This is a genomic window from Enterococcus sp. AMC2644 (assembly GCF_058216475.1).
Genome location: NZ_CM177095.1, coordinates 902,714 through 915,594, shown reverse-complemented (window position 1 = coordinate 915,594; position 12,881 = coordinate 902,714). Strand labels below are relative to the sequence as shown.

Below are 12,881 nucleotides of genomic sequence, written 5' to 3'. Positions count from 1 at the left end.
GAATTTGGATATCTCTCATAATCATGTTAAAAATATAACAAGTTATTTTTAACTATAAAAGTGTTTTAATCAGCATTAAACCAATAGAAGATACCAACTAATCTAACTGTCATTAAATGTATGAAAAAATCATCTTAAAATACTGTGGATAAAGGATAAATGACTGAATAATGTGTGAGGTGAATGTTGAAATAAAACAGTTAAATCAATTAAAAAATTTTTTTCAAAGTTTGTTTTTGCTTTAAAGTTTTCAATCAACAACCGATAGAAGTAGCAGGTATTGTTTAATGTTGCACATGCTGTTACATCTAGGAGGAAATATGAAAAATAGTCTTATTAAGAAAATCACTTTAATTTCGACATTAATTGTTTTTATTAGTGGCGCAATTATAGGATCAGTGAATTATTATTTTAGTTACAGAGAAACACTAAAATCAGCTGGAATAGAGCTGACAGGTTGTGCCAATATAACAACTGGAATACTGGCTGCTGAGGAATTATTTCAGTTGATACAAGGCGATGAGCGTTTATTGTCGAAAATTGAGAACCAGTTAGAATGGACAATTGATCACAAGCATATATTCTCAGCAAGTTATATTTTAACGTTAGATGGGGTGTTAGTGGCTTCTGATACGCATCTGAAAAAACAAGGTTATGAAGTAGGAGACAAATTCCCTTTAGAAAAGGAAATAATCGAAAAATTAAAACAAGGGGAAGTTGCTTCGACAGCTGTTTACACTCAAGACGGAAGAAAAAAAGTTACAGGATATGCACCGATTTTTAAAAATCATGATCATCATAATGAAGTCATTGGTGTTAATGCTATTGATTTTGATGGTGCTATTGTTAGTCAACGAACGTGGGAGGCAAATAAAACGACTATTTTGATTAGTTTGCTTCTACCCATTTTTGCTGCGTTACTGACGATGGCATTCACTCGTAGAATGTTACGACCGATTAAGGGAATTAACAAAAACGTTGATGAGCTTACGAAAGGAAATTTATCTATTCAACCATTAACGATTTATTCGGAGGATGAACTAGGAATCCTTTCTAAACAATTTAATTCAATGGTTGCCGGATTGCGGGCGTTGATTATTCAGGTGGGGCACACTTCCAACCAAATTGGAGCAAGTTCACAGGAAGTCTATGCAAGTGCAGAAAGTGTACAAGAAGATACCCAAATAGCGACTCAGTCAATCCAATCAGTCGTTGAGCACATTGCTCAGCAGACAAATTTGACAGATAAAGCCAATGTTGATTTAAAAATAATTGCCCAAAGTATTCAAAAAATAAGCCATCTACTTACAATAGTTTCTAATTCTTCACAACAAGCAACTGATTTGTCTCTAGAGGGCCAACAAATTGTTAATAAAACGATGAGCAAAATGAAACAAATTCAAAAAACAACGAGTGATGCCAATCAGATTACCCAGCATTTAAATCAGCGATTAAAAGAAATTGATCAAATTATTGCATTGATTACTAAGATTTCTAGTCAAACAAATCTTTTAGCTTTGAATGCGGCCATTGAAGCAGCGCGAGCGGGTGATCATGGTGCTGGTTTTTTAGTTGTCTCTGATGAAGTCAGAAAACTAGCTGAAGAAACTAAGGGAGCTACTCAAGAAATTGGTTTATTAATTTTGGAGATTCAAAAAGAGTCTGAGGCTTCTGTTGCTAAAGCAGAGCAAGGTCAACAAGCGGTTGAAGAAGGGATGACGTACATTCAAAAAACGCATCATTCCTTTGATGGATTAACAAAAATTTCTTCCAATGTGTCAGAAGAAGCGCTAGCTTTATCAACAGAAATTATCAATAGTAAAGAAAGTATGCAGCAGTTGGTCGAAGAAATCGATTCAGTTGCCGAATTATCACATCAAGTTTCAACAAGTACAGATACGATTATGGATACTAGTGAACAACAAGCGATTGTTATGCAAGAATTCGTGGATGTAGCAAAAGCACTCTCTGAAATTGCAGATGAGTTAAAAGTAAGTGTGGAGCAGTTTCAACTGTAAAGGGTACGCAAAAAAATAGGAATAGTCGGTTAATGGCGAGACTTCTTGGTAAAATATCGAAAACCTTCTTTTATATAAAAAATGTGATTTTTATAACAAGCAAAAAAATCGTTTTTTGTGAGAATATTTCATATAATGAATCATGTATGACTTGAAGGAGGAGTAATGAGAAAAATGGATTACCGCGTATTACTATATTATAATTACACAACAATTGAAGACCCAGAAATGTTTGCCAAAGAGCACTTAGCGTTTTGTAAATCAATCGGGTTAAAAGGTCGCATTTTAGTTGCGGAAGAAGGCATTAATGGAACTGTTTCAGGAACAATCGAAGCAACAAATGCTTACATGGAACACATGCATGCTGACGAACGTTTTAAAGATACTTGGTTTAAAATCGATGAAGCAGAAGGCCATGCGTTTAGAAAAATGTTCGTTCGTCCTCGTAAAGAATTAGTAGCTTTAAATCTAGAAGATGATATTGATCCACATGAATTAACAGGCAAATATTTGGATCCAAAAGAATTTAAAGAAGCTTTACTAGATGAAGATACAATTGTATTAGATGCACGTAATGATTACGAGTTTGATTTAGGTCACTTCCGTGGTGCTGTTCGTCCGGATATTCGCAGTTTCCGCGAATTGCCACAATGGATTCGTGATAACAAAGAAAAATTCATGGATAAAAAAGTAGTGACTTACTGTACAGGTGGCATTCGCTGTGAGAAATTCTCTGGCTGGTTATTACGTGAAGGTGTTGAAGACGTGGCACAATTACATGGTGGAATTGCGATGTATGGAAAAGATCCTGAAGTTCAAGGCGAACTATGGGATGGCAAAATGTATGTGTTTGATGATCGTATCAGTGTTGAAATTAATCATGTTGATAAACAAGTTATCGGTAAAGATTGGTTTGATGGAACGCCTTGCGAACGTTATATTAACTGTGCGAATCCAGAATGTAACCGTCAAATTTTGAGTTCTGAAGAAAATGAAGCAAAACATTTAGGTGGTTGTTGTTATGAATGTGCAGCCAGTGAAAACAATCGCTATGTAGTTGCTCATAATATTTCACCAGAAGAACGTGAAGCTCGTTTATCAGCAATCGCTCCAGAAGCAACTGCATAATTATTGAAAGCATGATTCTTAGGAATTGTGCTTTTTTATTTTAGAAAGGGATGAGGCTATGAATTTTTATTATCGCATAGAAATCAGGTTTCCACCGCTGCCCTGTAAAGGATGTTTTTTTCTTAGATAATTAAACTTTTAGGAGCGAATTATGGAAAAAACATCGAATCAAATAAAATTGGTTTAGCATTATTAGTCTGTCTAGTCGGCTTTCCACAAATTAGTGAAACCATTTTTACACCTCCTTTATTAGTACCATCCATACAGGTTCATTCCTATTGATCTATGGGATACAAAAAGGATGTAAGTAACAGCAAAACAACTGTAATTTCTTTAAAAGGAAAATACAGTTGTTTTTTAATCTGAAATAACTGTAAAGTCACCTTTGTCATAGCGGTGTCTTGCGTGAGAGACTTCAAAAGGAATACCATTTTTTAAATAAACTGTTTGTTCTACTTCTAACACAGGGTCGTGAACTTCGCAATTGAGATAACTTTGGTCATAGACATCAGCTTTGTCAGCTTTAATACGTCGGATGGATGTACCAATTTCTAAGTTTAAATGATCATTAATGTAGTGATAAATAGAAGATTTTAAAATCTCTTCATCAATGCCTGGAATAAGATGTACAGGCATTATCGTATATTCTAGAGAAAGTGGTTCATTATCCAATAAGCGTAAACGAACAATATCATAAATTGGATCATTTTTATTGATTTTTAATTTTTTTTGCTCCTCTTCATCAGGAAATAACACATCAAAAGAGATAATTTTACTAGTTAACTCACCTAATTCACCTAAACGTTTTGTTAAACCACGATGTGTTTGCGCATTGTAATCGAAAATAGACAAAGGACCAGTAACAAAAGTGCCAATGCCTTTACGTCCGTAGATGAGACCTTCGAGATGCAACAAATCCAATGCTTTTTGAATGGTAACGCGGCTAGTTTTATAATAGTATGCCAATTCGGTTTGTTTCGGTAGTTTTTCTTGTTTTTTATAAAGTCCGTTAGTTATTTTGGAGCGAATATCGGTTGCGATTTCATGATATTTTGCCATAGTAACACCTCTTCTCAAGCTAGAATAAACTATTTTAGCCACTATGTAAATTTATTTATTTACATAGTGGCTTCGTGTCGTTTACATATTTGAAAAGATAAGTTAAATTTACTTTGTAATCGGTTACTTTCGAAAAGGTTAAACGAATCAGGAGGGAATTTGATGGAAAAATTTGCAAGTGTTTTAGGAAATGTAGCAACAAAAATTAATAGTTTACGTTACATTATTGTTATCAAAAATGCTTTTGCGGCATTAATTCCAGTTATTATCACTGGAGCTTTTGGCACACTATTTTCTGCAATGATTTTTGACTCAGAAAATGGATTAGCTAAAATTAATGCGTTGAGCTTTTTAGCAGAATTAAAACCTGTTTCATCAGCAGTTAGTTATGTGACACTAAGTTTTTTAACCATTTATGCTGTTTTTTTAATTGGAATTGAGTTAGCAAAATTAAATAAAGTGGATGGCGTATTTCCAGGAATTGTTGCAGTCATGTCTTATTTATCGGTCAATCCAACCGTTTATACTGTAGTTAGCGAAGATATTTCTGTGGTAGCTGAAAATGTTTTAGCTAAACAGTATACAGATACTAAAGGTCTTTTTCTGGGGATGTTTGTTGCTATTGTTTCAATCGAATTGTATTGTTGGTTAGGTAGGCAGGAGAAGTTACAGTTAAAGATGCCTGATACTGTACCAACAAATGTTGCATCAAGCTTTTCAGCATTATTTCCAACCGTCTTAACGGTAGTAACAATTGCAATGGCTGGTTTTATTGTTAAAGCTATTACAGGAATGTATGTATACGATATTATTTATAATATTGTTCAACGGCTGTTAGAAGGAATCGTGCAAGGGTTACCAGGGATTTTATTATTAATGTTTATTGCTCAAATTTTTTGGGTCATTGGGATTCATGGAAATCAAATGGTTAAACCCGTCAGAGAACCGCTTTTATTAGCTGCGATTGCGGTGAATACAGAAGCTTTCGAAGCTGGAAAAGAGATCCCAAATATCATTACAATGCCATTTTGGGATATGTATATGAGCATGGGAGGGTCTGGCGTAACGATTGGTCTATTGATTGCTATCTTAATTGCTGGCAAACGTGAAGATATGAAACAGATTACTAAATTATCGTTAGCACCAGGTATTTTCAATATCAATGAGCCCGTCATTTTTGGGATGCCCATTATGTTAAATCCAATCTTGGCAATCCCGTTTATCTTGACGCCTCTGATTACGGGGACGATTGGTTATATTGCCACATCAATTGGTTTTGCCGCAAAGGCTGTGGTAATGGTTCCTTGGCCAACACCACCACTAATCAATGCATATCTAGCAACTGCTGGAGATATTGGAGCAGTAATTACGCAAGCCTTTTGTATTGCTCTATCAATTTTAATCTATCTACCTTTCGTATTAACTACGAATCGTACAAAAAATGGAACTATATAAAGGAGGATGAACATGTTAGAAATTCAAGTTCCCGAAAATTTTATATTAGGTGCAGCATCATCAGCTTGGCAGACAGAAGGTTGGCAAGGCAAAAAAGAAGGACAAGATTCCTTTTTAGATAGCTGGTATAAAGAAGAATTTTTTGTCTGGCACGAAGGTTATGGTCCAGCTGTTGCGACTAATTTTATGGAGAGATATCAGGATGATATTGATTTGATGAAAAAAATTCATTTGACGCATTATCGGACATCTATTAACTGGGCTCGTTTTTTTACAGATTACGAAAATTTGATTGTTGATGAAGAGTATGCTCAACATATTAATCAAGTTATTGATGCCTTGCTTGAGGCGAATGTTGAACCGATGCTTTGCTTGGAGCATTATGAGTTGCCTGCGTATTTATTAGAAAAATATGATGGTTGGTCATCAAAAAAAGTAGTAGATTTATATGCAGAGTATGCACGAATTGCTTTTGAACGATATGGAGATCGTGTGAAACAATGGTTTACGTTCAATGAACCAATTGTCATTCAAACACGTTGTTATTTGGATGCCATTCGTTGGCCACATGAGCAAAATACTAAAAAATGGATGCTGTGGAACTATCATAAAGTATTAGCCAGTGCCAAGGCTATTAAGATTTTTCATGAAAATCAATATGAAGGACGAATCGGTTGTGTCTTAAATCCAGAGATGGTTTATGCTCGCTCAACTTCACCTGAAGATTGCCATGCAAAAGAAATGTATGACTTGTTTTATAATCGTGTGTTTTTTGATCCGATGATTAAAGGTCAATATCCTCAAAAATTAATTGATTTATGTAAAAAACATGGAATTTATTTTGATCCAACTGAAGAAGAGCAACAAATTATTAAAGAAAATCCGGTTGATTTTTTAGGGATTAATCAATATTATCCTAAACGCGTGCAAGCACCTCGTTACCAATGGAATTCAGATACACCCTTTCATCCAGAAGCTTATTTTGATTCCTTTGACTTACCAGGAAGAAAAATGAATAATTCTAGAGGTTGGGAAATTTATCCCCAAATTATGTACGATTTAGCGATGTATCTCAAGGATAACTATGGAGATATTCCGTGGTTAATTACTGAAAATGGGATGGGCTCTGAGCATGAGGAGCGTTATATAGATGAAGATGGAGTTGTTCAAGATGACTATCGTATTCATTTCATTAGTGAGCACTTACGGTATTTATTAAAAGCTGTTGAAGATGGAGCAAACTGTGAAGGTTATATGCTGTGGGCGTTTACTGATTGTGTATCTCCAATGAATGCGTTTAAAAATCGCTATGGTTTGGTTCGAATTGATTTGCAAAATAATCGAGCTCGCTCACTGAAAAAATCTGCTCTTTGGTACCAGTCATTGATTGATCAAAGGGTCCTAAAAGTAGAAGAACAGCTGTATCGATAATTTAAAAGATGGTAGTAGCTCTTAAAAAGGCTACTATCATCTTTTTAAATACTTCTAACGCCTGATTTTATTTTTTTAACTATATGGGATACTATAGAAGAAAGGGAGGGTATGTAATGAAAGAAAAAAATACATTTCATGTAAATGGCTACTTGGGTTTGTTTGTTTTAATTGGCTTAATGTTGGCAGGGATTTATTTGTTTTATTTGGGTGTAGTAACAGAGAGTGTTTTTCAAATTGTGGTTAGCATCGTTTTGTGGATTATTTCTATCTTATTTATTAGTTCATTGACGATTGTCGGTCCCAATCAAGCAAAAGCTATTTTATTTTTTGGAAAATATTTAGGAACAATCAAATCGAATGGTTTATTTATTACAACACCGTTAACACAAAAAATTAATGTATCGTTAAAGGTTCGCAATTTTAATAGTTCATTATTGAAAGTAAACGATAATGATGGGAATCCAATCGAAATTTCAGCAGTTGTGGTATTTAAAGTTGTCGATACTGCTAAAGCATTATTTGATGTCGATTATTACCAAGATTTTGTGGAAATTCAAAGTGAAACAGCGATTCGCCATGTTGCGACCCAATATCCATATGATTCATTTAGCGATGATGATGTAACTTTACGAGGAAATACAGGCTTAGTTTCAGACGAATTAGCCAAAGAATTACAAGAACGTTTAGCAGTAGCAGGAGTAGAGGTTATTGAAACACGTTTGAATCATTTAGCGTATTCAACCGAAATTGCAAGTGCCATGTTGCAGCGTCAACAAGCAAAAGCTATTTTAGCGGCACGCCAAACGATTGTAGAAGGTGCAGTGACAATGACACAAATGGCATTGGAACAAATTGAAGAAGGCCAAGAAATTAATTTTACAGATGATCGCAAAGTACAGCTAATTAACAATTTACTTGTCTCAATTATTACTGATCGTGGCACGCAACCTGTTATTAATACAGGTGATGTTCAAGAATCTAAATCGAGATAGGAGACCTCGTTATGAAAAAACTCTATATTAAACAAAAAGTTTTTAGTATTGGTGAGAAGTTTACAATTACGGATGAAAATCAACAGCCGCGTTATTTTGTTGAAGGAAGCTTTTTTAAGATTCCGAAAGAATTCAAAATTTTAGATGAAAATCATCGTGAAGTTGGGGTTATTACGAAAAAAATATTTTCTTGGCTCCCTAAATTCTTCGTTGAAGTAGCTGGTGAAGAAATGATTACCATTACAAAAGAATTTACTTTATTTAAGCCTAGATATTCAATTGATTCACGGGGGATAAATGTCGAAGGAAACTGGTGGGACATGGACTTTGATGTGCGTGTCCACGGCAAAAAAATTGCTGATATTAATAAAAAATGGTTTACTTGGGGCGATACGTATGAAGTGACGATTTTAGATGAAGCGATGGAACAGCTAATCATTTCATTAGTGATTGCTATCGATTGTGTCAAAGCAGACGAGAGTGCAGCAAGTAGTTCTAGTAGTTCTTAGAGTGTAGTTTTTAAGCTACACTCTTTTTTTTGTTCGTCTTTTAGTTGGATTTCAGCTATTTTTTAATGCTAATATTCGAAAATTAGCTTGCAAAAGGGATGTTTTTATTTGTTTAGTTATTTTCTTTCGTTTTTTTTACAAAAAGTATTTACAACGAATAATTAAAGTGTATAATAAACGAGTGCTTAGATATGAATGTACGTGTTTTGTGGGTTGGATTTTACTTTTAATTCTAAATACATTCGTTTTTATCTATAATTACGGAAAATACAGATGATTTTATTCGGAGGGAATATAAAAGATGAAAAAAACAAAATTGATGAAATTAGCTTTAGCAACAGCAGGAATTGTGGCTGTATTAAGTGGTTGTGGAACTGGTGGAACCGATAGTTCAGACTCAAGCAGCAGCTCTTCTAGTAAAGCAAGTTCATCAGAAGTTTCACCAGTAGCCTTAATTACAGATGGAAATGGTGTAGATGATCGCTCGTTCAACCAATCTGCTTGGGAAGGAATGGTTGCCTGGGGAGAAGAAAATGGTTTGGAACAAGGAGCTAATGGTTACCAATATTTCCAATCATCAGGAGAATCTGATTTTATTCCGAATATTGACCAAGCATTAACTGCTGGTTATAAAACAATTTTTGGGATTGGCTTTAAATTACAAGCAGCAATTCAAGAGCAAGCAACAGCCAACCCAGAAGTGAATTTTGTCCTGGTAGATGAAATCGTTGAAGGATTAGATAATACAGTTTCGGCAACATTCAAATCAAATCAATCGGCTTATTTGGCTGGTTTAGCAGCAGCGTATACAACAAAAACGAATACAGTCGGATTCTTAGGTGGCATGCAAATCTCTTTAATTGAAGCCTTTGATGCTGGTTTCCAACAAGGTGTAGCTGATGGTGCAAAAGCTTTGGGTAAAGAAATTAAAGTGATTAGTCAATACGCTGGTGATTTCTCTGCACCAGATAAAGGCCGTACGATTGCTTCAGCTATTTATGCACAAGGCGCAGACATCATTTATGGAGCAGCCGGTGCAACTGGTAATGGCTTATTCCAAGAAGCAAAATCATTAAATGAAACACGTGATGATAAAGTTTGGGTAATCGGTGTTGACCGTGATCAATCCGAAGAAGGTGCCTATAAAAAAGATGGTAAAGATGATAACTTCACATTAACTTCTACATTGAAAGAAGTAGGTGAGGCTGTGAAAGACTTAGCTGAAAAATCAAATAATGGTACATTCCCTGGTGGCGAACATATTGTCTATGGTTTAGAAGAAAATGGTGTTGGTTTAACAGATGGCCAACTTTCTGATGAAGCGAAAGCTGCAGTCAAAGAAGCTCGTGAAAAAATCATTGCAGGTGACATTGTTGTAGAAGATACGTTAAAATAGAATAAATGACGCGGCACAGATAAACGATTTTCATTTGTCTGTGTCGTCTTTAATGAAAAGGAGCAATTATGAGAAAAGTTTATTTGAACCATGATGGTGGCGTGGATGATTTAGTGACCCTATTTTTAATGTTACAAATGGAAGAAGTAGAATTAGTTGGTGTAGGAGTTATTCCAGCAGATTGTTATTTAGAACCTGCTGTTTCAGCAAGTCGTAAAATTATTGATAAGTTTGGTAAAGGACAAAAGCTTTCTGTGGCTGCATCAAACTCTCGCCCTAAAAATCCTTTTCCAAAAGATTGGCGAATGCATGCGTTTACCGTGGATGCTTTACCAATTTTAAATGAAAGTGGCAAAGTAGAAACAGAATTAGCTGAAACATATGCGCATCAGCATTTAATTGATACATTACATGAACAAGATGAAAAAATTGATTTGGTTTTTGTAGGACCTTTAACTGATTTAGCTCGTGCGTTAGAACTTGATGCAACGATTCAAGAAAAGATTGGTAAGTTATATTGGATGGGTGGCACATTTTTAGAAAAGGGCAATGTTGAAGAGCCTGAGCATGATGGATCAGCTGAATGGAATGCCTTTTGGGATCCAGAAGCTGTTGCTGTTGTTTGGGACAGCACAATCGAAATTGTCTTGGTAGCACTAGAAAGTACGAATATGGTACCATTAACCAATGATATTCGTGACATGTGGGCTAGAAATCGATCTGATGAAGGTATTGATTTCTTAGGTCAAGCCTATGCAATTGTTCCACCATTAGTTCACTTCCAAACCAATTCAACTTATTTCTTATGGGATGTATTGACTGCTGCGACATTTGGCAAAGAAGAAATGGTGAAGAAAGAAACAGTGCCATCAATTGTCATTGCGGATGGAGTTAGCCAAGGTAAGACAGAACGCCATAGTGAAGGTCGTCCAGTCGAGTTAGTTTACCATGTAGAACATGATACATTCTTTGACTACATTACTAATCTCGCACGTCAAGAAAAATAACAGAATAAATTTAGAAAAGGACTAGCTTTCTAGTCCTTTTCTATTTAAAATGAAAGAGAAACGACTAACAAAGGAAGTAGGTAAAATCATGTTATATGGATCAATTGAAGCTGGCGGGACAAAATTTGTCTGTGCAGTCGGCAATGAAACATTAGAAATTGTGGAACGCGTGAGTTTTCCAACAACTGTACCAGAAGAAACAATGGCATTAGTTATTGACTTTTTCAACAATTACAAAGAAGAATTGGTTGCAATTGGGGTAGGGTCATTTGGACCAATCGATATTCATCAAGATTCTGAAACATATGGCTACATTACATCGACACCTAAATTAGCATGGCAAAATTATGATTTTGTAGGTACATTAAAAAAAGCGTTCAATTTACCTGTTGCTTGGACAACCGATGTGAATGCAGCTGCTTATGGTGAGTATGTCTTTGGTAATGGAAAAGGTTTATCAAGTGTCGTCTATTATACAATTGGTACGGGCGTTGGTGGAGGCGCTTTACAAGATGGGCGTTTTGTTGAAGGCTTTAGTCATCCTGAAATGGGGCATATGTTAGTAGTGCCACATCAAGAGGATAAATTTGAAGGAAGTTGTCCATTTCATGGCAATTGTTTAGAAGGAATGGCAGCAGGACCAGCCGTTGAAAAACGTAATGGGCGCAAAGGGCAAGATATTCCAGAGGATGATCCATTTTGGGAAATTGAAGCGTATTATATTGCGCAATGTGCCTACAATACAACATTAATGTTATCGCCAGATGTCATTATTTTTGGAGGCGGTGTCATGAAGCAACGTCACATGGTTGACAAAGTTCATCAAGCATTTACAAAATTATTAAATGGCTATGTAAAAACTCCTGAAGTAGATAAATATATCGTAACTCCCGCATTAGAAGACAACGCAGGAACATTAGGTTGTTTAGCTTTAGCGAGAAATGCAGAATTACACGGACATTAATTTAAGCCAAAGGGAGCTAGTATGAGTTTATATCTAGAAATTCCTGAACTAAATCAACAGTTTCCTTATCGTTTTTTATTAAACGATGGGATGACAATTGTTTATCCTCACTGGCATAAAGAAATTGAGTTAATCTATGCTAGTCGAGGCAAGGTAAACATTGGTATTGGTCAAACGGTAGTTGCTTTAGAAGAAGGCGAGATGATTTACTTTGCTAGTGGAGAACCTCATTATTTTCTAGCTTCTCCTGATAGTGAACGCTATGTGTATCAATTTGATTTAAAATTGTTTGATGAGTCTAGTTTGCGTAAAAATGAAGAAAGTCTAATTACTTTATTTGAACAAGGAGAACGCCATAGTCGCTATTGGCCTTTAGAATTTAGTGAGACAATCAAAAATCTACTAGTGGAATTGTACGAATTAGAAACGACACAACCGATGGGTGAAAATTATTTGATACTCGGCGCTCTTTATCGTTTGATTGGTGAATTCTATCATTCGCTGCCACGTAAGACTGAGCAAGTAAAGGTTACGCCAACCGCCGTCCATCGAAAAGAAACGTTAGAACGCTTGAATCAAGTCTTTGATTATATTGAAACGCGTTATCAAGAAGCGATTACGGTAGAAGAAGTTGCCAAATTTGTAGGATTTAGTCCATATTATTTTACTCGCTTTTTCAAGAAAAATACCGGACAAACATTTATCCAGTTTTTGACAGAATATCGGGTCAATCAAGCAAAATTTATCTTGGCAAACGAAAAACTACCCATGGCAGAAGTTGCAGAACAAGCTGGTTTTTCGAGTGTAAAGACCTTTCATCACGTTTTTAAAGAAGCTGTGGGACAATCCCCATTACAATATCAAAAGAAGATGACGGAATAAAAAAAGGATGAGCGAAAGGGACTGACCCTATAAATTA

Annotated in this window: 11 protein-coding genes; 10 read left to right on the top strand and 1 reads right to left on the bottom strand. The window is 35.4% G+C overall.

Features of this window, described 5'->3' with window-relative positions; all coding sequences use genetic code 11:
• The first annotated feature begins 320 nt into the window (after positions 1–320).
• Both AC4BC5_RS04410 and trhO read left to right on the top strand, forming a co-directional pair.
• Positions 321–2,018, top strand: coding sequence for a methyl-accepting chemotaxis protein (locus tag AC4BC5_RS04410; RefSeq protein ID WP_490496963.1), 1,698 nt, complete (start codon positions 321–323; stop codon positions 2,016–2,018).
• A 174-nt stretch (positions 2,019–2,192) separates the two neighbouring features.
• On the top strand, positions 2,193–3,146 hold the full coding sequence (gene trhO / locus AC4BC5_RS04405; protein WP_490497498.1) for an oxygen-dependent tRNA uridine(34) hydroxylase TrhO: 954 nt from the start codon (positions 2,193–2,195) through the stop codon (positions 3,144–3,146).
• 357 nt (positions 3,147–3,503) lie between these two features.
• On the opposite strand, the gene AC4BC5_RS04400 is transcribed toward trhO, so the two are convergent.
• On the bottom strand, positions 3,504–4,205 hold the full coding sequence (locus AC4BC5_RS04400) for a GntR family transcriptional regulator (protein ID WP_490496962.1): 702 nt from the start codon (positions 4,203–4,205) through the stop codon (positions 3,504–3,506).
• Positions 4,206–4,367: 162 nt separating this feature from the next.
• Between AC4BC5_RS04400 and AC4BC5_RS04395 the strand changes: the two genes are divergently transcribed.
• From AC4BC5_RS04395 to AC4BC5_RS04360, 8 genes are all read left to right on the top strand, one after another.
• On the top strand, positions 4,368–5,660 hold the full coding sequence (locus AC4BC5_RS04395) for a PTS sugar transporter subunit IIC (RefSeq protein WP_490496961.1): 1,293 nt from the start codon (positions 4,368–4,370) through the stop codon (positions 5,658–5,660).
• 12 nt (positions 5,661–5,672) lie between these two features.
• The gene (locus AC4BC5_RS04390) at positions 5,673–7,091 is read left to right on the top strand and encodes a glycoside hydrolase family 1 protein (protein ID WP_490496960.1); all 1,419 of its coding nucleotides are present in this window, start codon (positions 5,673–5,675) and stop codon (positions 7,089–7,091) included.
• Between the two features lie 116 nt (positions 7,092–7,207).
• Complete coding sequence (locus AC4BC5_RS04385) at positions 7,208–8,086, top strand: SPFH domain-containing protein (protein WP_490496959.1); 879 nt, start codon at positions 7,208–7,210, stop codon at positions 8,084–8,086.
• Between the two features lie 11 nt (positions 8,087–8,097).
• On the top strand, positions 8,098–8,595 hold the full coding sequence (locus AC4BC5_RS04380) for an LURP-one-related/scramblase family protein (protein WP_490496958.1): 498 nt from the start codon (positions 8,098–8,100) through the stop codon (positions 8,593–8,595).
• Between the two features lie 301 nt (positions 8,596–8,896).
• Positions 8,897–9,991, top strand: coding sequence for a BMP family lipoprotein (locus AC4BC5_RS04375; RefSeq protein ID WP_490496957.1), 1,095 nt, complete (start codon positions 8,897–8,899; stop codon positions 9,989–9,991).
• A gap of 68 nt (positions 9,992–10,059) precedes the next feature.
• A complete protein-coding gene (locus tag AC4BC5_RS04370; protein ID WP_490496956.1) occupies positions 10,060–10,998 on the top strand; it encodes a nucleoside hydrolase in 939 nt (312 codons plus the stop codon).
• 88 nt (positions 10,999–11,086) lie between these two features.
• A complete protein-coding gene (gene scrK, locus AC4BC5_RS04365; RefSeq protein ID WP_490496955.1) occupies positions 11,087–11,962 on the top strand; it encodes a fructokinase ScrK in 876 nt (291 codons plus the stop codon).
• Positions 11,963–11,983: 21 nt separating this feature from the next.
• Positions 11,984–12,844 carry an AraC family transcriptional regulator gene (locus tag AC4BC5_RS04360; protein WP_490496954.1) on the top strand — a complete coding sequence of 287 codons (861 nt, stop codon included), beginning with the start codon at positions 11,984–11,986 and terminating at the stop codon, positions 12,842–12,844.
• Positions 12,845–12,881: the final 37 nt, after the last annotated feature.